The sequence below is a fragment of the Lentzea californiensis genome (assembly GCF_024648825.1).
Lineage (GTDB): Bacteria > Actinomycetota > Actinomycetes > Mycobacteriales > Pseudonocardiaceae > Lentzea > Lentzea californiensis.
This window is the reverse complement of record NZ_JANBBE010000008.1, coordinates 250,551-268,654: the sequence shown is the minus strand read 5'-3', so window position 1 is coordinate 268,654 and position 18,104 is coordinate 250,551. Positions and strand designations below refer to the sequence as shown.

Annotated in this window: 17 protein-coding genes; 10 read left to right on the top strand and 7 right to left on the bottom strand. The window is 69.3% G+C overall.

Annotation, left to right across the window (positions count from 1 at the left end; all coding sequences use genetic code 11):
• Positions 1 to 14: 14 nt before the first annotated feature.
• Complete coding sequence (locus tag LX88_RS28080) at positions 15 to 851, bottom strand: NAD(P)H-binding protein (RefSeq protein ID WP_258950777.1); 837 nt, start codon at positions 849 to 851, stop codon at positions 15 to 17.
• A 143-nt stretch (positions 852 to 994) separates the two neighbouring features.
• Here LX88_RS28080 and LX88_RS28075 point away from each other — a divergent pair, with 143 nt between their 5' ends.
• Positions 995 to 2,203 carry a cytochrome P450 gene (locus LX88_RS28075; RefSeq protein ID WP_258950776.1) on the top strand — a complete coding sequence of 403 codons (1,209 nt, stop codon included), beginning with the start codon at positions 995 to 997 and terminating at the stop codon, positions 2,201 to 2,203.
• A 47-nt stretch (positions 2,204 to 2,250) separates the two neighbouring features.
• Here the strand turns inward: LX88_RS28075 and LX88_RS28070 are convergent, their stop codons facing one another.
• Positions 2,251 to 3,657 (bottom strand): MFS transporter, encoded by a 1,407-nt coding sequence (locus tag LX88_RS28070; RefSeq protein WP_258950775.1) that lies wholly within the window; start codon positions 3,655 to 3,657, stop codon positions 2,251 to 2,253.
• Complete coding sequence (locus LX88_RS28065) at positions 3,654 to 4,778, bottom strand: epoxide hydrolase family protein (RefSeq protein WP_258950774.1); 1,125 nt, start codon at positions 4,776 to 4,778, stop codon at positions 3,654 to 3,656. The genes LX88_RS28070 and LX88_RS28065 overlap by 4 nt, the downstream gene beginning before the upstream one ends.
• A 124-nt stretch (positions 4,779 to 4,902) precedes the next feature.
• Here LX88_RS28065 and LX88_RS28060 point away from each other — a divergent pair, with 124 nt between their 5' ends.
• On the top strand, positions 4,903 to 6,117 hold the full coding sequence (locus LX88_RS28060) for a cytochrome P450 (protein WP_258950773.1): 1,215 nt from the start codon (positions 4,903 to 4,905) through the stop codon (positions 6,115 to 6,117).
• Between the two features lie 13 nt (positions 6,118 to 6,130).
• Positions 6,131 to 7,144 (top strand): MDR family NADP-dependent oxidoreductase, encoded by a 1,014-nt coding sequence (locus tag LX88_RS28055; protein WP_258950772.1) that lies wholly within the window; start codon positions 6,131 to 6,133, stop codon positions 7,142 to 7,144.
• 47 nt (positions 7,145 to 7,191) lie between these two features.
• Here the strand turns inward: LX88_RS28055 and LX88_RS28050 are convergent, their stop codons facing one another.
• A complete protein-coding gene (locus LX88_RS28050; protein WP_258950771.1) occupies positions 7,192 to 7,521 on the bottom strand; it encodes a hypothetical protein in 330 nt (109 codons plus the stop codon).
• Between the two features lie 99 nt (positions 7,522 to 7,620).
• Between LX88_RS28050 and LX88_RS28045 the strand changes: the two genes are divergently transcribed.
• Positions 7,621 to 8,379: an SDR family NAD(P)-dependent oxidoreductase gene (locus tag LX88_RS28045; RefSeq protein ID WP_090070922.1), complete on the top strand. Its 759-nt coding sequence runs from the start codon at positions 7,621 to 7,623 to the stop codon at positions 8,377 to 8,379.
• A 30-nt stretch (positions 8,380 to 8,409) separates the two neighbouring features.
• Entirely contained in the window at positions 8,410 to 9,642 is a 1,233-nt protein-coding gene (locus tag LX88_RS28040) for a cytochrome P450 (RefSeq protein ID WP_090070924.1), read from the top strand.
• A 58-nt stretch (positions 9,643 to 9,700) separates the two neighbouring features.
• Here the strand turns inward: LX88_RS28040 and LX88_RS28035 are convergent, their stop codons facing one another.
• Positions 9,701 to 11,119, bottom strand: a complete 1,419-nt coding sequence (locus LX88_RS28035; RefSeq protein ID WP_170176567.1) for an alpha/beta fold hydrolase — start codon at positions 11,117 to 11,119, stop codon at positions 9,701 to 9,703.
• 171 nt (positions 11,120 to 11,290) lie between these two features.
• Here LX88_RS28035 and LX88_RS28030 point away from each other — a divergent pair, with 171 nt between their 5' ends.
• Genes LX88_RS28030 through LX88_RS28020 form a run of 3 tightly spaced genes read left to right on the top strand, consistent with a single transcriptional unit; the run spans position 11,291 to position 13,627 of the window.
• The gene (locus LX88_RS28030) at positions 11,291 to 11,614 is read left to right on the top strand and encodes a 2Fe-2S iron-sulfur cluster-binding protein (protein WP_090070928.1); all 324 of its coding nucleotides are present in this window, start codon (positions 11,291 to 11,293) and stop codon (positions 11,612 to 11,614) included.
• A 14-nt stretch (positions 11,615 to 11,628) separates the two neighbouring features.
• Complete coding sequence (locus LX88_RS28025) at positions 11,629 to 12,408, top strand: SDR family NAD(P)-dependent oxidoreductase (protein WP_258950770.1); 780 nt, start codon at positions 11,629 to 11,631, stop codon at positions 12,406 to 12,408.
• A 1-nt stretch (position 12,409) separates the two neighbouring features.
• On the top strand, positions 12,410 to 13,627 hold the full coding sequence (locus tag LX88_RS28020) for an NAD(P)/FAD-dependent oxidoreductase (protein WP_258950769.1): 1,218 nt from the start codon (positions 12,410 to 12,412) through the stop codon (positions 13,625 to 13,627).
• A gap of 21 nt (positions 13,628 to 13,648) precedes the next feature.
• Here the strand turns inward: LX88_RS28020 and LX88_RS28015 are convergent, their stop codons facing one another.
• A complete protein-coding gene (locus LX88_RS28015; RefSeq protein ID WP_258950768.1) occupies positions 13,649 to 14,254 on the bottom strand; it encodes a response regulator transcription factor in 606 nt (201 codons plus the stop codon).
• 108 nt (positions 14,255 to 14,362) lie between these two features.
• Between LX88_RS28015 and LX88_RS28010 the strand changes: the two genes are divergently transcribed.
• Together LX88_RS28010 and LX88_RS28005 are read left to right on the top strand one after the other, a co-directional pair.
• Complete coding sequence (locus LX88_RS28010) at positions 14,363 to 14,950, top strand: flavodoxin family protein (protein WP_258950767.1); 588 nt, start codon at positions 14,363 to 14,365, stop codon at positions 14,948 to 14,950.
• Positions 14,951 to 14,955: 5 nt separating this feature from the next.
• Entirely contained in the window at positions 14,956 to 15,963 is a 1,008-nt protein-coding gene (locus tag LX88_RS28005; protein WP_090070939.1) for a ketoacyl-ACP synthase III family protein, read from the top strand.
• Here the strand turns inward: LX88_RS28005 and LX88_RS44390 are convergent.
• Complete coding sequence (locus tag LX88_RS44390; protein ID WP_258950766.1) at positions 15,947 to 18,097, bottom strand: sensor histidine kinase; 2,151 nt, start codon at positions 18,095 to 18,097, stop codon at positions 15,947 to 15,949. The genes LX88_RS28005 and LX88_RS44390 overlap by 17 nt on opposite strands.
• Positions 18,098 to 18,104: the final 7 nt, after the last annotated feature.

Genomic DNA, 18,104 nt, shown 5'->3' with positions numbered 1-18,104 from the left:
CGGGTCCGCGCGGGTCACACCAGGAACGAGGCGTGCTCTTCCACCCACTGGCGGAACGTGCGGGCGGGCTTGCCGGTGACCCGCTCGGCCGTGGCGCTGGTGTCCGCGACGACACCGACCGCGGCCTCCCACTGGTTGAGCAGCGAGGTCAGGACGGGCGGCGGCACGAAGTTGCTCATCTGCGCCTCACCCTCCTCGCGCGTCAGCCCGTTGATCACGAGCTTGCGCCCGAGCACCTCGCCGACGATCTCCAGCTCCTGGCGGAACGTCAGCGACTCGGGACCGGTGAGGTCGACGATCTCGTCCTGCAGCTTCTTCTCCGTCAACGCGACCACGGCCACGTCGGCGATGTCGTCCTCGTGCACCGGGGCCACCTGCGCCTCGGGGAAGACCTGGTCGATCGTGTCGCCCTGCTGCAGCGAGTAGCTCCAGCCGAACGCGTTGCTCATGAAAGCGCCGGGCCGCAGGATCGTGTAGTTCAGACCCGAGCCGACCACGGCCTCTTCGACGAGCACGTGGTGGTGCGCCAGCGGGTCCTGGTCGGCACCCGGCAGGCCGACGGTGTTCGACGACAGCAGCACGATCTGCTCGACGCCGGCCTTCTCGGCCTCGTCGAGGAACTTCACGATGCCGTCCGGCTCCGCGTAGAGCAGCACCTTGGAGACACCGGCGAGGGCCGCGACGAAAGTCTCCGGGTCGTTGAGGTCGAGCGCGACGGTCTCCACACCTTCTGGGACGTCGAGTTCCGCGGGGTTCCGGCCGGACGCGCGGAGGCTGTGACCCGCCGCGTAAAGCCGCTGGAGCACGCGACGGCCTACGTTGCCGCGCGCCCCGGTGACGAGGATGGTCATGTGAATCTCCCGGACTGGGTGGGTCGCCTGGAATGGGCGATCACGCTCAGCGTTCACCCGGTCACTCGAACGGCACTAGACCGTGCTTCAGGCCGAGGCTCCTAACCTGCGGAAACAATCCCCAGAGTCGCGAGGAGCGCACGGTGGTTTCCTTTCCCGTTCCCGGATCCAGCTACCGCGGTCCGGCGCCGGAGTTCGCCGGGTTCCGCGCGTCGAGCCCTGTCGTGCGCCTGCCCGCGAACGGCGGCGGTCACTGCTGGATCGTCACCACGCAGGACTCGGTCCGCGTGGTGCTCGACGACGTGCGGTTCTCCCGTGCGGCGTCCTACGAACCGGCGGCGCCGACCTTTCCCGGACTGTTCCAGGCGCCGCCCGGAATGATCATCTCGCTCGATCCGCCCGCCCACACGAGACTGCGCGACCTCGTCTCGCAGGCGTTCTCGGCCGACCGGATCGAGTCCATGCGACCGAGAATCCGGCAGCTGGTGACAGAGTTGCTGGACCAGGCCGACGAAGAAGCCCTCGAGGGACCGGTCGACCTGCTCGGCAAGTTCACGTTCCCCCTGGCGATCATCGCGATCAGCGACCTGCTGGGTGTGCCCGCCGGCGACCGCGACACGTTCGCACGGCTGATCCGCGAGTTCGCCGCCGTCGACGCGCCGGAACTGGCGGCCGCGGCGGGCGAGCAGCTCGGCGAGTTCATGGCCGGGCTGGTGTTCGGGAAGATGGCGGCACCCGGCGACGACGTGCTGTCGGCGCTGACCGAGGCGCGGATCGGCGACGACAAGCTGGAGGTCGGCGAACTCATCGGCCTCGGATACACGTTGCTGGGGGCCGGCGGCGACTCCACGGCCTGCCACCTGGCCAGCTCGGTCCTGACGTTGCTGGGGCACCACCGCGACACCTGGGTGCGGCTGGGGGAGCGGCCGGAGGAGGTGCCGGCGGCGGTCGAGGAGCTGCTGCGGTGGATCACGTTGTCCACCAACGACACGACGGGTCTGCCGCGGATCGCGACGGAGGACGTGACGTTGTTCGGGGTCACGATCCCCAAGGGCGACGCGGTGTTCGTGTCGACCAACTCGGCGAACCGGGACGAGACGCTGTTCACCGATCCGGACACGCTCGACTTCACCCGGACCGACAACGCGCACCTCGCGTTCGGCTACGGCATCCACCGGTGCCTCGGTGCCCCGCTCGCCCGCATCGAGCTGACCACGGCGTTCGAGGAGCTGACCCGGCGCTTCCCGGCCGCGCGGCTCGCCGTCGCCGAGGAGGACCTGGAGTGGCAGCGGGCCGACATGAACCACCGGCTCGTCGCGCTGCCGGTCGACCTGCACGGCAAGGGTTTCTGAAACGCAAGAAGGCCCCCGGGACGGCCGGGGGCCTTTCGCTGTGGGGACTACTTCTTGCGGGGAACGGCGAGTGCTGCCAGCGCGCCGCAGAACGTGAAGGCGGCGGCGCCGAGCAACGCGAGCCCGTAGCCGGAACCGAGCGAGTGCCGCAGCGGTTCGCCCTGAGCCAGCAACGAGTCCGCGCGGGCCGACGACATCGTCGCGAGCACGACCAGGCCGATCGCGCTGCCCATCTGGCGGATCGTGTTGAGCAGACCGGACGCGAGGCCCGCCTGCTCGCGCGGCACACCGGAGGTGGCGGCGTTGGTGGTCGCGTTGAGCACCGCGCCCATTCCCAGGCCCAGCAGGGTGGTCGGCACCAGGATCGAGCCCAGGAACGTCGAGGTCTCGTCCGCTGTGGACACCCACAGCAGGCCGACGGTCGCCGTCAGCAGACCGGCGATCAGCACCGGCCGCGGGCCGATCTTCGGCACGATCCTCGCCACGCCGAACCCGCCCAGCGCGATGCCGATCGACAGCGGCAGGTAGCCGAGACCGGTCTGGAGTGCGCTGAAGTCCATCACCTGCTGCAGCACCAGGGTCAGGAAGTAGAAGGTGCTGAACAGCGCCGCGATCGCGAAGAACGCCACGATGTTCGTCGCGGTCACCGCGCGGTTGCGGAAGATGCCGAGCGGCATCAGCGGGTGGTCGGACACCGTCTGCTGGCGCAGGAAGAACGCGAACAGGACCACTGCCAGCGTCAGCGAACCGGCGACCTGCCATGAACCCCAGCCCAGTTCGTGCGACTGCGCGATGCCGTAGACCAGCGCCATCAGGCCGAGCGTCACGGTGAACGCGCCGGGGACGTCGAGGGCCTTGCGCCCGCCGTTGCTCGGAGTCTCCGGCACGGCGCTGCGGATCATGGCCACCAGCGCGATGCCGAGTGGCACGTTGATCAGCAGCACCCAGCGCCAGCCGAGCGACTCGGTGACGATGCCGCCGAGCAGCACGCCGGCCGCCCCGCCCGTGCCGGACACCGCGCTCCACCAGCCGAAGGCCTTCGCCCGGGCGGTGGGATCGCGGAACGTGGTGCCGAGCACCGTCAGCGACGCCGGTGCCATCACGGCCGCGCCCAGGCCCTGGAACCCGCGGGCCGCGATCAGGGCGCCGGGCGAGGTCGCCATGCCACCGACCGCGCTCGCGACCGTGAACAGCGCGGCACCGAAGAGGAACACCCGGCGCTGCCCGAACAGGTCGGCGAGCCGGCCGCCCAGCAGCAGGAAGCCGCACACCGCGATCGTGTATGCGCTGTTGACCCACTGCAGGTCGTGCCGTTCGAACTTCAGCTCCTCGAAGATCGAGGGCAGGGCGACGTTCATGACCGACGCGTCCAGCACGTTCATGAACTGCGCCAGGCAGCAGACGGCCAGCACCAGGCCGAGCTTGGTGCCCGGCTTGTCGAGAGTGGCCGTCATGAGCGCACCAGGCGGAAGAACGTCCGCAGCTCCTCGACGAGGACGACGGGGTTCTCCAGCGCGGGGAAGTGGCCGCCGGACGGCATCTCCTTCCAGTAGCGCAGATCGGTGAACCGGTGCTCCGCCCACGCCTTGGGCATCCGCGCGTCGGCCGGGAACACCGAGAAGCCGGTCGGCACGCCGACCTGGGTGAGCGGGGACTTGTTGTAGCTCTCCCAGTACAACCGGCCCGACGACGCGGCCGTGGCGGTGAACCAGCACACCGAGACCATGTCGAGGATCCGGTCACGGGAGATGATCTTCTCCGCGTCGCCGTCGTGGTCGCTCCAGGACCAGTACTTCTCACCGGCCCAGCCAAGTTGACCGATGGGGGAGTCGGTCAGCCCGTACGCCAGCGACTGCGGCTTGGTGTTCATCACCGCCGCGTACGCGGACTCCTTGGCGGCGAACTCCTTGAGCGCACCGAGTCCTTTGTAGTCCTCTTGTGTCAGCTGGACTTCCGCCTCGGGTGCCGGAGCGAACGGCATCACGAGGTGGATGGCCTCGACGTGGTCCGGCGCGATGTGGCCGAGGATGCCCGTGATGAACGAGCCCCAGTCGTTGCCGTGCGCGTAGAACTTGTCGTAGCCGGCGCGGCCCATCAGCGTGACGAACGACGCGGCGATGCGTTCCAGCGTCCAGCCGGTTCCGGTCGGCTTGTCGCTGAAACCGTAGCCGGGCAACGAGGGCGCGACGACGTGGAACGCGTCGGCCGGGTCCGGCGGGTTGGTGAGCGGTTCGATCACGTCGAGGAACTCCGCGACCGAACCGGGCCAGCCGTGCGTGAGCAGCAACGGCCGCGCCTGCGGGTGCGGGGAGCGCGCGTGCAGGAAGTGGATCCCGACGCCGTCGATCTCCGTCTTGAACTGGGGGATGGCGTTCAGCTTCGCTTCCGTGGCACGCCAGTCGTAGACGCCTGCCCAGTACTCGGCCAGTTCCTTGGCGTAGGCCAGCGGCATGCCCTGCGACCAGTCGTCCACGGTCTCCGCGTCCGGCCACCTGGTCGCTGCCAGCCGCCGGGTGAGGTCCGCCAGTTCGGAGTCGGGAACCTCGACCCGGAACGGCACGAGTGCAGTGTCCATGGCGCGAAGGTAGGTACGGGGGCTCAAATCCCGGTCGACATCCAGGTTTCGAGCCGCCTTCGAGGTGCGCGTAGCACTGTTCGGCGCGAGGCCAGGCCGAAGTAACCACCCCGGAGGTGTTCCCGTGCTGCCCCTTGAACTGGACGAGGAGTTCCCGTTCAGCGGTTCCTCCTACCGCGGCCCGGACCCCAAGTACGACGAGCTGCGCGCCGAGTGCCCCGTTGCCAAGGTACCCACCAACTCCGGCACGCCGACCTGGGTGATCACCAAGTACGAGGACGTCCGCGCCGGGCTCGCCGACTCCAGGCTGAGCCGCGCGTTGACGTGCGTCGAGGGTGCTCCCCAGGTCGGCGGCGCCATGACCACCACGCCCGAGATGATCATCTCGCTGGACGGCTCCGAGCACTCCCGGCTGCGCAAGCTGGTCATGGGCGCGTTCACCGTCCGCAAGGTCGAGGCCATGCGGGCGGGTGTGCAGAAGGTGGCCGACGAGCTGCTCGACGCCATCGAGCTCAAGGGCGCGCCGGTCAACCTCGTCGAGGCGCTGTGCGTTCCGTTGCCGCTCACGATCATCGGCGACCTGCTCGGCGTGCCGACCGACGACCTGAAGATCTTCGAGACGGACGCGCGGGCGTTCGCGACGTTCGACGAGAACGACCCCGAGGCGCCGATGCGCGCGTTCGGGCGGCTCGCCGGGTACGTCATGGGCCTGATCGCGCAGAAGCGCGAGAAGCCCGGCCAGGACATGCTGTCCGACCTGATCTCCGCGCGGGACAACGACGACAAGCTGAGCGAGCAGGAGCTGGTGACGTTCGCGTTCACCCTCATCGGCGCCGGCTTCGACACCGCCGCGAACCAGATCTCCAACTCCGTGCTGGCGTTGCTGCACGACCACCCGGACACGTGGCAGCGGCTCGTCGCCGACCCGTCGCTGATCCCCGCGGCCGTCGAGGAACTCCTGCGGCACGTCAACCTCTTCGCCACCGACACCACGGGTTTCCACCGCATCGCGGCGGAGGACCTGGAGCTCGGCGGGCAGAAGATCGCCAAGGGTGACGCGGTGTTCTTCGTGCTGTCCTCGGCGAACCGCGACGAGGACGTCTTCGAGAACCCCCAGCAGCTCGACATCGACCGCGCCTCGAACCCGCACATCGCGTTCGGGCATGGCGTGCACTACTGCCTCGGCAAGCAGCTGGGGCGCATGGAGATGGCGATCGCCATCGAAGGCCTGACCCGCCGTTTCCCGGACCTCCGGCTCGCCGTGCCGTACGAGGACCTGGCGTGGCACCAGGGCGAAATCAACCACTCACTCGTCAGCCTCCCCGTCACCTGGGGATAGATAAAGGAGAGCCATGAGCATCCCCGAGAAGCAGTGGGAGGTCAGGCTCGCCAAGCACGTCGAGGACGACCTGACCCTCGAGCACTTCGACGTCGTCGAGGTGGCCGTCCCCGAGCCCGGTGACGGTGAGGTGTTGGTGCGCGTCGACTACGTGTCGGTGGCCGCCGCCTTCAAGGAGTTCATGAGGTCCGACTGCCAGATCCCCGGTGTGCCGCCGTGGAAGGTCGGCGAACCGGCCGGTGCCGGCGGTGTGGGCACCGTGGTCAGGTCGAACAGCCCCGACCTGGAGGTCGGGGACCTGGTGCAGTCGTTCGGGCCGTGGCAGGAGTACTGGTCCGGGCCGGCGCAGCAGTTCATCAAGCAGAACCCGCACTACGTGCCCTCGCCGGTCTACTTCCTGTCGCAGGGGCCGACGGCCTACTACGGCATGGCGACCATCGCGCAGGCGGGCGAGGGTGACGTCGTGTTCGTCACCGGTGCCGCCGGCGGCGTCGGGTCGCTCGCGGGGCAGATCGCGAAGGCCCGTGGTGCCAAGGTGATCGGCTCGGCCGGCAGCCAGGAGAAGGTCGACTGGCTGGTGAACGAGCTCGGCTTCGACGCCGCGTTCAACTACAAGGACGGCCCCGTGGCCGACCGGCTGCGCGAGCTCGCTCCCGACGGCATCAGCGTGTTCTTCGACAACGTGGGCGGCGAGCAGTTCGAGGCCGCGATCCAGGCGGCCCGCCCGCACGCCCGCTTCGCGTTGTGCGGCGCTCTCGCCAACCAGAACGACGGCACGGCCGAGCACCCGCGGATCGACCTGATGACGGCGATCACGAAGCACCTGGAGATCCGCCCGTTCGCCTGCTACCACCTGCCGGAGCAGATCCAGGACTGGGTCGTCCACTTCGGACAGTGGCTGCAGGAGGGCAAGTTCGTCTTCCCGCACACGATCGTCGACGAGGGCGGGGTCAAGACCGCGCCGCAGGCGCTGCTGTCGCTGTTGGCGGGCAAGTACACCGGCAACGTGACGGTCAAGTTCTCCTGACGCGCGTGTTGTAGAAGGGGGCGCCTGTTCTGGCGCCCCCTTCGAGGTCATCCGAGCCTTTGCGCCGTGATGCGGATCGCGGCCTCGCGTGCTGTCGTGCCGTTCGCGAGGCGCACCACAGCGTTGCCGTTGCTGACGAACTCGTCGCCGCGCAGCACTGCGTCCTGCGCGATCTCGATCGTGCCTGGTGTCTCGGTCAGTTCCTCGTCGATCCGGTAGCTGAACGTGTCGGGGCCCGTCTGGGTCCACGTCCCGGATCCCCTTCCGCCCACGACGAGCATCGCTGTGCCGTCGCGCGCGAACTCGAACTCGCTCTCCGTGTGGCCACCGGGTCTGCCGACTCGGGCACGCCACCTGCCCACCGCAAGAGTTCCCATGCATCCCAGGGTTTCCGTCCCAGCTAGACCTGGACTCAAGGCTCAACCAGCAGGGTTGACGTCGACTGCCCTACCGAGTGGAAAGAAGCTGGAGGCGTCATGTCGGACGCACCATTTGCCGGACAGCAGGTCGTCGTGACGGGTGGGGGAACCGGCATCGGCCGCGCGGCGGCGCTGGCGTTCGCCGACCTCGGCGCCGGGAACGTGATCATCACAGGCCGCCGGGAGAACCGGCTCACCGAGGTCGTCGCACTGCACCCCGCGATCACCGCCGTCGTCGCGGACGTGACGACGGACGAAGGCGCGCAGAAGGTCGCCGACGCCGTGAAACTGGGCGGCGGCAAGGTGGACGTGCTGGTGCACAACGCCGGCATCTTCCGTTTCACGCCGGTCGCCGGGTTCGACCTCGCCACCGCGCGCGACGTGCTGGAGACCAACCTGGTCGGCCCGCTGGTGCTGACCGCCAAGCTGTTGCCGCAGCTGACTTCGCCGGGCGGCAGCATCGTGTTCGTCTCGAGCAACGCCGGGCACATCGCGGTGCCGGGCGGTGGCGTGTACGGCGCCAGCAAGGCGGCCGTGGACAGCCTCGTGCGCAGCTGGGCCCTCGAACTGGCCCCGCAGGGCATCCGCGTCAACGCGGTCGCCCCTGCCGCGGTGCGCACGGAGGTCTACTCCGCCAACGGTTTGAGCCCCGAGGAGGTCGAGGGCTACTTCGGCTTCCAGGCCTCGCAGACGCCGCTGGGGCGCACCGGCGAGGTCGACGACGTCGTTCCGTGGATCACCCGCTTCGCCGAGCCCGCGAGCTCGTGGGTCACCGGTCAAGTCATCACGCTCGATGGCGGCGCTGACCTGGCGTGAGCCAACTTCTCGACTAGGAGGAAGACCCAGATGACCAGCAGCGCCACCGAGCCAGGTGTGGACACGTTCCCGTACAAGCGCACATGCCCGTTCACGCCGCCCGCGCAGTACACCGAGATGGCCGAGGAAGACGTCGTCGAGGTGACGCTGACCGGGTCCGGGCTCCGGATCTGGACGATCAGCGGCTACCACACGATCAAGCAGCTCCTCACGGACCCGCGGATCAGCGCCTCGCGCAAGCACGACAACTTCCCGTTCTACTTCATCGCGCCGCCGGAGTTCCGCACCGAGACGTCGTTCATCGGCTACGACAACCCGGAGCACACCAAGACCCGGCGCAAGGCGGCCGTGACGTTCACCAACCGCCAGGTGAAGCGGCTGCGCCCGCGCATCCAGGAGATCGTCGACGAGTACATCGACAAGATCCTCACGATGACGCCGCCGATCGACTTCCACCGCGAGTTCTCGCTCGCCGTGCCGATGACCGTCATCTGCGAGCTGCTCGGCATCCCGCAGGACGAGCACGACTTCTTCATCGAGCACGGCACCTGTCTGCTCGGCGGCCACTCGACGCCCGAACAGCGCCAGGCCGCGATCGTCGAGGTGAACGCCTACGTCGACAAGCTGATCACGCAGAAGGAGCAGGAGCCCGGCGAGGACCTGCTCAGCCGCGCGATGGCCGAGTACGCCGCGTCCGGTGAGGAGTACACGCGCCGCGACCTGTTCAACATGATCCGCCTGCTGATGAACGGCGGCCACGAGACCACGGCCTCGATGCTGTCGCTCGGCACCGCCGCGCTGCTGGAGAACCCCGACCAGCTCAAGCTGCTGCTGGACGACCCCGAGGGCATGATCGAGCCCGCCGTCGAGGAGCTCGTGCGCCTCGCGACCATCGGTGACACCGCCATCCCGCGCGTCGCGCTGGAGGACATCGAGATCGGCGGCAAGACCATCAAGGCCGGCGACGGCATCCTGTGCCTCGGCCTCAACGGCAACCGTGACCCGGAGATCTTCCCGGAGCCGGAGAAGCTGATCCTGGAGCGCGGAACCCGCAAGCACCTCGGGTTCGGCCACGGCCTGCACCACTGCATCGGTGCCGACCTGGCGCGCCTGGAGATGCAGCTCGTGTGGTCGACGCTGTTCCAGCGCATCCCGTCGCTGCGGCTGGCCAAGCCGTTCCTGGAGATCCCTCGCAAGGAGGGCGCCGTGATCTACGGCCTCTGGGAGCTGCCGGTCACCTGGGACCTCCCCGCGGAGGACTGAGTTCTGGTACGCGAAAGGGGCCCCGCACTTCGGTGCGGGGCCCCTTTGCGTTGTGCCGTCAGTCCTTCGGGATGTTCGGGCGCTGCACGTGCCCGGGAACCCTGGTGTGCTTGCTCGCCGGCAGCGCGCCGTCGACGAGGTAGTCGTCGACCAGCGAGTCGAGGACCTCGTTGCCCGCCAGCCCGTACACCTCGTGGTCGCCGGAGTCCTCGACGAGGACGAGCGGGTGGTCCAGCAGCGCGGCCAGCTCGATGCCGCCCTCGACGCGGTCCATCGGGTCGCCGTCGGCCTGCACCACGAGACCCTTGGGGTAGCCGGGCTGCGCGAGCTTCGTCGGCGGCTCGAGGCTCTCGAACGTCCGGAACGCGCCGACCCACGGCTGGGCCCGCAGCACGCCGTAGCCGTACGGGTGCTGGGCGCGGTGCTTGCGGACGTCGGCGTAGTAGACCTCCAGGTCCTGCGGCCAGTAGGTCTCCAGCGTGATGGCCTCCAGCACGCCGACCCGCAGGTCGCCCTCGGAGTCCTGCGGCCGCCACGTGGCCTGCCCGACGATCAGCGAACGCGCCTTGTCGTAGTTGGCGTCCTGCAACGTGGTGCGGAGGTCGCCGATGAGGTAGCCCAGCGAGTCCCACTGCGCCCGGTCCGTCGACCGCGTGCCGACCGCGCCGTCGAACAGCGTGCGGAGCTGGATCTGGTCGCCCTCCTCGAGCTTCTCGACGACGGCCTCGATCTCGGCGATGACCTGCTCGGAGCTGGTGCCGAGGTGGAAGTGCCCGTCGCGCTGCGCGGTCCACTCCGCCCACAGCGCGACGTTGCGGTAGACCGCCTCCGCCTGCGTGACGAACTGCTCGCGCCACGTCCACTGTGGATTGATGCACGAGTCGAGGACCGTGCGGTCGAGGTTCTCCGGGAACATCGTGCCGTAGACGGCGCCGACGTACGTGCCGTACGCGTACCCGACGAACGAGATCTTCTCCTCGCCCAGCACGACCCGGATCAGGTCCATGTCACGCGCGGTGTTGCGCGTCGTGATGTGGGGGCGCAGCTCACCGCCGCCCTTCTCACAGCCGAGCTCGCGCAGCCGCATGTCCTCGGCCAGCTGCTCGAACAACGAGTCCGGCGGCCGGGAGTCGAAGGGCGCCTTGGGAATCGTCACCTCGCTGTACAGCTTGGTGGACTCGCCGTAGCCGCGCGGGTCGAACCCGATGAGGTCGTAGGCGGTCCGCACCCGCTTGCCGAGGCGCTTGATCAGCCCGAGGCCGTCGCCGCCGTCGCCGCCGGGCCCGCCGTTGACGGCGAGCAGGACACCGCGCCGCTTCGACGGGTCCGTCGCCTTGAGGCGGGCGACGGCGATGGTGAGCTTCGGACCGTCCGGGTCGGAATAGTCGCGTGGCACGACGACCGTCGCGCGTTCAAGGCCGTCCTCGAACGGCGGTGACCAGTTCACCTGCTGGTCGTAGAACTCCTTGAGGGGCACGGTGGAACCTCCGCGTGTGGGTGTACGCCGACACCGCAGAGTCGCAAGAAGGGCTCGAATGCCAGCGGAGCAGCACGGGCACAACGCTCAAGGTGGTCTCCACCACGTGCAAAGCGCCGCCGTTCAAGGTGAACCTCGTCCGGCGAGCCGCAGATCCGTGGGAGAACTGCCATGCCAAAGATCACTTACGTAGCGCACGACGGGGTTGAGACCGTTGTCGACGTTGCCCAGAACGACACCGTGATGCGCGGCGCGGTTCTCAACGGCATCAAGGGAATCGTCGCCCAGTGCGGCGGTGGAGCCTCGTGCGGCACGTGCCACGTGTACGTGGACCCCGAGAACACCAAGCCGCTGTCGCAGATGCACCAGGTCGAGGACGAGCTCCTCTACTTCACGGCCTGTGAGCGCAAGGAGAACAGCCGGCTGAGCTGCCAGATCCCCGTGACCGAGGAGCAGGACGGGCTCGTCGTGCACATGCCTGAGAAGCAACTCTGAGGGAGAGAAGAAGCATGAGCCAGCGACGGGTCGCCCTGGTCACGGGCGCCACCAGTGGAATCGGTCTCGAGGTCGCGCGCAGTCTCGGCAAGGAGGGGCACGCGGTCTTCGTCGTGGCCCGCAACGCCGAGAACGTCCAGACCACGGTGAAGCAGCTCCGTGAAGAGGGCATCGAGGCGGACGGCGCGTCGTCCGACGTGACGTCCACAGAGGAGATCCGCGCCGCGGTGCAGAAGGCCGTGGACGTGTTCGGGCCCATCGAGATCCTCGTCAACAACGCCGGACGCGGTGGCGGTGGCATCACCGCCGAGCTGGACGAGGACCTCTGGCTGGACGTCATCGACACCAACCTCAACGGTGTCTTCCGCTTCACCAAAGAGGTGCTGTCCACCGGCAAGATGGTCGAGCAGACCTGGGGCCGGATCATCAACATCGCCTCCACCGGCGGCAAGCAGGGCGTCGTGTTCGCCGCGCCCTACTCGGCGTCCAAGCACGGCGTCGTCGGCTTCACGAAGGCCGTCGGCATCGAGCTCGCGAAGTCCGGCATCACCGTCAACGCGGTGTGTCCCGGCTACGTCGAGACGCCGATGGCCGGCCGGGTGCGCCAGGGGTACGCGAACCACTGGGGCGTCACCGAGGAAGAGGTCCTCGAGAAGTTCAACGCCAAGATCCCGCTGGGTCGGTACAGCACGCCGGAAGAGGTCGCCGGTCTCGTGACGTACCTGACCACGGACACCGCGTCCTCGATCACCGCACAGGCGCTCAACGTCTGCGGCGGACTGGGCAACTACTGACATGCGCGGCGAGTCGGTAGTCGTCGTCGGGGCCGGGCAGGCGGGCTGCCAGGTCGCGGTGTCCCTGCGCGAGCAGGGACACCGCGGACCCATCACGCTCATCGGTGACGAGCAGGCGGCGCCGTACCAGCGGCCGCCGCTCACCAAGGCCTACCTGGCGGGGGAGACCGACCTCGCCGGGCTGGTGCTCAGGCAGGACTCGTACTACGAGGACCACGGCATCAAGCTCGTGCGCGGCGAGCGGGTGATCGGGGTCGACCGCCAGGCGCGGGTCGCGGTGCTGGGTTGTGCCCGGACGGTCAGCTACGACCACCTGGTGTTCGCGACGGGAGCGCGGCCGCGGCCGTTGCCCATCCCCGGCGCCGAGCACGTGCTGAACCTGCGCACGGTCGCCGACGCGGACGCGATCAGGCAGCGGCTCGACGGCCAGATCGGGCTCGACGTCGTCGTCATCGGCGGCGGGTTCATCGGCCTCGAATTCGCCGCCGTGGTGCGGAAGCTGCGCCACGAGGTGACCGTCGTCGAGGCGCAGCCGCAGGTGATGCAACGGGCGGTGTCCGCGGAGACGGCCCAGCACCTCGTCAGCCGCCACCGCAGCGAAGGCGTCCAGATCCTCACCGGAACGGGCGTCGCCGCCGTCAGGGAAGGCCTGGTGGAACTGGCGGACGGCACGGTGCTCGTCGCGGACCTCGTGGTCGCGGGCATCGGCGTCATCCCGAACACCGAGGTCGCCCAGCGCGCCGGGCTCTCCGTCGACAACGGCATCGTCGTCGACGCGCACCTCGGCACGGTCGACCCGCGCGTCTACGCGGTCGGCGACTGCGCGCGGTTCGCCAGCACGCACGCCGGCGGCCTGATCCGCCTGGAATCGGTGCAGAACGCCACGGACCAGGGCACCACGGTCGCGGCGGCCATCATGGGCAGCGCGGAGCCCTACACCGCCCTGCCGTGGTTCTGGAGCGACCAGTACGACGTGAAGCTGCAGACCGCGGGCCTCACCAACGGCCACGACCGCACGGTCACCGTCGGCGACCCGGCCGAGGGCCGGTTCTCGGTGTTCTGCTTCAAAAATGACAGGTTGATTGGAATCGAGGCCTACAACCGGCCGATCGACTTCCTGATGGGGCGCCGGATCCTGGAGGGCGGCAACTCGCTCACCCCGGAGATCGTCGCCCAGCCGGGCTTCGACCTGCGCGCCAGCCAGCAGAAGGCGGCCTGACCGATGCCGTCCGCACAGCCGTCAGAGCCAGCCGGCTTCCTCGGCGATGCGGATGGCGTCCACCCGGTTGCGCCCGTTGAGCTTGGTCATGATCGTCGTCATGTAGTTGCGGACGGTACCGACCGAAAGCGACAGCGCGACAGCGATGTCAGGTGCGTCGGCGCCGTTCGCCGCCAGCCGCAGGACCTCCAGTTCGCGGTCGGTCAGCGGGCACTCGCCGCGGTCCCACGCGGCCAGGGCGAGCTGGCTGTCCACGACGCGTTCCCCGGCGGCGACCCGGCGGATCGCGTCGGCGAGCTCCGTCGGCGGCGCGTCCTTGAGCAGGAACCCGTCCACGCGGGCCGCCAGCGCCCTGCGCAACGTCCCCGGACGGCCGAGCGACGTCAGCATCAACGTCCTGACCTGCGGCATCGTCTCGCGGATCGTCGACGCGGCAGTCAGCCCGTCGAGGATCGGCAGGTCGATGTCGATCACACAGACGTCGGGACCGTGCTGGCGAGCGGCCGGCACGATCTTGTCGCCCGAGCTCACCTCGGCCACGACCTCGATGTCCGGTTCGAGGTTGAGCAGCGCGATGAGAGCACCGCGCACCATGTGCATGTCCTCCGCGAGCAGAACCCTGATCATCGCGCCCCTCCGCGCGACACCATATCTCCCAACGTTCATGTCGCGCTCCACGCCACATCAAGGCGGCACCGCAAGGGTGAACCGAGCTGCCTCGCGAAGGGATGCGTCATGGAACGCAGCGTCAACGTGACAGTCGTGTACTACTCCTCGACGGGAACGATTCACCGGATCGCCACGGAGATCTCCCAGACGGCCGAGAAGCACGGCGCCGAGGTGCGGCTGGTACGGGCTGCGGAGCTGGCGCCCGAGGCGGCGTGGCGGTCGCGGCCCGCCTGGGCGGCGCACCTGGAGGAGACCGCGGACGTCCCCATCGCCTCGGTCGACGACGTGCTGTGGGCCGACGCCGTCGTCTTCGGCACGCCGACCCGCTTCGGCAACGTGTCCGCGCAGCTCAAGCAGTTCATCGACACGCTGGGGCCCGCCTGGTTCAGCGGCCTGCTCGCCGACAAGGTGTACAGCGCCTTCACCTCCGGCGGCAGCCTGCACGGGGGCATGGAGACCACGCTCGTGTCGATCTACAACATGGTCTGCCACTTCGGCGGGATCATCGTGCCGCCGGGGGGAGACCTGAACCCCTACGGCACCTCTCACGTCCTGGGCGCGGGCAACGTGCCGGTCGACGAGATCGCGTTGCAGGCGGCCCAGATCCAGGCGGAACGCGTCGTGCGCGTGGCACGCGCGCTGAAGGAGGTCTGACCGCGGTGCGAGTGAAGGATGTTTTCGTCAACGGCAGCGGTGTGCGCCTGCCCTCGACGCTGAACGTCGCGGACGCGATCGCGTCGGGGGACTGCGAGCCGAAGCTCGTCGCGCGCACGGACGTCGAGTCCGTGTCCGTGTCCCCGCACGAGTCCGCGGCCGAGATGGCGGTCGAGGCGGCACGGGTCGCGTTGGCACGGGCGGGATCCGCTCCCGACGACGTCGACCTGATCCTGCACGCCACCACCTACCACCAGGGCCAGGACCTCTGGCCGGTCGGGTCCTACATCCAGCGCGAGACGGTGCGGAACTCGTGCCTGGCGCTGGAGATCCGGCAGATGTCCAACGGCGGCCTGGCCGCGATGGACCTCGCGGTGTCCTACCTGATCGCCCGTCCCGGCAGGGACGCCCTCCTCACGTCCTCGGACCGCTTCTGCCTGCCGGGGATCGACCGCTGGAGGACCGACCCCGGAACGCCCTACGGCGACGGCGCGTCGGCTCTCGTGCTGTCCACCCGCGGCGGCTACGCGAAACTGCTTTCATTGGCCATCAACGCTGATTCCGACCTCGAACCGCTGCACCGCGGCGACGTGCCGTTCGGTCTCGCGCCGTTCTCGCACCGCATCCCGGTGGACTTCGAGGAGGCCAAGCACACGTTCAGCCGCGAGTTCGGGCTGTCCTACGGCATCAACAAGGCCAACGCGGGCCAGGCGCTCGCCGTGGAGCAGGCGCTGTCCGACGCCGACATGAAGATCGGTGACGCGGACTGGATCATCCTGCCGCACTTCGGCCGCCGCCGGCTGGACGTGAACTACCTGCGCCCGTACGACATCGAGCCGGAGCGCACGACGTGGAGCTGGAGCCGCACGGTCGGGCACCTCGGCGCCGGCGACCAGTTCGCGAGCTTCGACCACCTGGTGCAGACCGGCAAGGCGAAGTCCGGTCAGCGGATCGTGATGTTCGGCGTGGGCGCCGGCTACAGCTGGGGCTGCGCGGTCATCGAGATGCTGTGACGGGCAACGGGATCTCGGCGCGCAGCCGGTAGGTGTGCTCGGAGGTCGGACCGGCCCGCAGTTCGCCGCCGAGCGCGCGGACGCGGGTGGTGAGGTTGCCGATCCCGTTGCCGTCGGAGGAATTCCTAGCGACGGAGCGAATTCCGTCGTTGGTGATGTCCAGCGCGACCAGGTCCGGCGACGACGTCAGCGTGATCTCGCAGTGTTCGGCCTTGCTGTGCCGCAGGAGGTTCGTGACGCCTTCGCGCAGCACGGTCGCGAGCGTCACCTGCACGTCGCCGGGTAGGTCATGTGCGTCGATCCGCACCGCCACCTCGATGTCGGCCGCGGACAGCAACGCCTGTGCCGAAACGGTTTCCTCGTCGAACGACAGCTCGCGGTAGCTCAGCGCCACCGATCGGACGTCCGCGAGCGCCTGCCGGGAGATCTCCGCGACCTCGGCGAGCTCCTGCCGGGCCCGGCCGCTGCCGGCCGAGGCCAGCCGGTGGGTGAGCTCGCTCTTCAACGTGATGGCCGAGAGGCTGTAGCCGAGCAGGTCGTGCAGGTCGCGCGCGAACCTCAGCCGTTCCCGCGTCACCGCCGCCGTCGCCAGTTCCTCCCGTGCCGCCTGCAGCTCGGTCACCATCGACCGCAGCCGGGTCAGCGCGTACAGCACGAGTCCGTGGTTCGTCGTCGCCATCAGCGCCCACACCACGTCGCTCTGCGGATAGCCCCACACGGCCTGCAGCACGCCCTGACCGGCGACGACCACGGCGAACGCGGCCCAGCCCGCCCACCGCGGCAGGAGCAGCACCGCGGCGCCCGCGAGGAAGCCCGGCACACCGCCCAGGTACGGGTGCCCGTAGGCGAACTGGGGCACGTACACGCAGACCGCGATCCCGGCGAGCGCCGCGTGGCCGAGCGCCGGACGGACGTGCGGGCGGCTCACGAAGCCCAGCACCAGGGCCCCGGTCACCGCGCCGCTCACCGCGCAGACCACGATCCCGCCGAAGCCGATCGCGGGCAGGTAGTACAACGCCAGCAGCGTCGCCATGACGCCGTACCCGGCCACCACCGCGGCGAGCAGCACCCGCGCGAACCGAGTCGCGATGGGCGGACCGGCGAACAACGGCCGGTGCGCCGGTTCCTTCGTGGCCGGCACCTCGGCGTGCAGCCGGACCGTGCCGTCAGCGACGACGTCGATCGTCACCGTCCGGTCGTCGCCGCTGATCGTGATCTCGCAGCGGGTCGCCCCGCCGTGCCGCAGGAGGTTCGCGACGCCCTCGCGCAGCACCGTCGCGACCGCGGTGCGCGACCTCGGGGACGGCTCGGGGACGTCCGACTCGATGGTCGTGACGACGCCGGCCGCCGTCAGCACGGACCGGGCGGACTCGATCTCGTCGGCCAGCGACAACCCGCGGTAGCTCGACGCCACGTCGCGCACGTCCGCGAGCGCCTCGCGGGAGACGGCGATGATCCGGGCGGTCTTCTCCAGCGCCCGGCCGGTGTGCTCGCCGATCAACCGGCGGGCCTGCCCTGCCTCCAGCGCGATCGTGGCGAGGCTGAGGCCGAGGAGGTTCTGCACGTCGTGGGCGAACCCGAGCCGTTCCTGTGCCACGGCAAGGTCGGCGAGCTCCGAGCGGGCCGTCTCCAGCTGTGCCACGAGCGACGGCAACCGGGACAGGCCGTAGACGGCGAGACCAGCGGTCAGCGAGGACGCCGTGTAGTAGCCCATCACGCTCGGCGGGATGTCGTACGAGATCTTGCTCAGGGGATTGGCCACCGCCACGGCGACGAACACGAACCACCGGGTGCCACCGCGCAGGACCAGCAGCACGCTGCCCGCGAGGAACACCACCATGCCGCTCCACGCCGTGGGGAAGAACGGCACCGGCGCGAACACCAGCAGCGCCTGCGCGCCCAGTGCCACGTACGCCCTGGGGGAGTGCAGGTTCGTGCCCGGCCGGGAGAACACGCCGAGCTGCAGGCAGGCGATCGCCAGCAGGACCGCGAGCGAGCTCGCGATCCGCACCGGCGTCGCACCGGCTTCCAGGACGTAGAGGAACGCGTTGCCGAGGTAGTTCGCGAACACCACGCTCACGACGGCGTACGCCAGCCGGGAGGACACCGCCGAGTGCTCCGGTCTTCGCGTCACGGCGGCA

Coding starts and splice junctions, on each gene's coding strand:
- LX88_RS28080 (WP_258950777.1), bottom strand. CDS start 851: ATGACCATCCTCGTCACCGGGGCGCGCGGCAACGTAGGCCGTCGCGTG.
- LX88_RS28070 (WP_258950775.1), bottom strand. CDS start 3,657: ATGACGGCCACTCTCGACAAGCCGGGCACCAAGCTCGGCCTGGTGCTG.
- LX88_RS28065 (WP_258950774.1), bottom strand. CDS start 4,778: ATGGACACTGCACTCGTGCCGTTCCGGGTCGAGGTTCCCGACTCCGAA.
- LX88_RS28055 (WP_258950772.1), top strand. CDS start 6,131: ATGAGCATCCCCGAGAAGCAGTGGGAGGTCAGGCTCGCCAAGCACGTC.
- LX88_RS28050 (WP_258950771.1), bottom strand. CDS start 7,521: ATGGGAACTCTTGCGGTGGGCAGGTGGCGTGCCCGAGTCGGCAGACCC.
- LX88_RS28045 (WP_090070922.1), top strand. CDS start 7,621: ATGTCGGACGCACCATTTGCCGGACAGCAGGTCGTCGTGACGGGTGGG.
- LX88_RS28040 (WP_090070924.1), top strand. CDS start 8,410: ATGACCAGCAGCGCCACCGAGCCAGGTGTGGACACGTTCCCGTACAAG.
- LX88_RS28030 (WP_090070928.1), top strand. CDS start 11,291: ATGCCAAAGATCACTTACGTAGCGCACGACGGGGTTGAGACCGTTGTC.
- LX88_RS28025 (WP_258950770.1), top strand. CDS start 11,629: ATGAGCCAGCGACGGGTCGCCCTGGTCACGGGCGCCACCAGTGGAATC.
- LX88_RS28020 (WP_258950769.1), top strand. CDS start 12,410: ATGCGCGGCGAGTCGGTAGTCGTCGTCGGGGCCGGGCAGGCGGGCTGC.
- LX88_RS28015 (WP_258950768.1), bottom strand. CDS start 14,254: ATGATCAGGGTTCTGCTCGCGGAGGACATGCACATGGTGCGCGGTGCT.
- LX88_RS28010 (WP_258950767.1), top strand. CDS start 14,363: ATGGAACGCAGCGTCAACGTGACAGTCGTGTACTACTCCTCGACGGGA.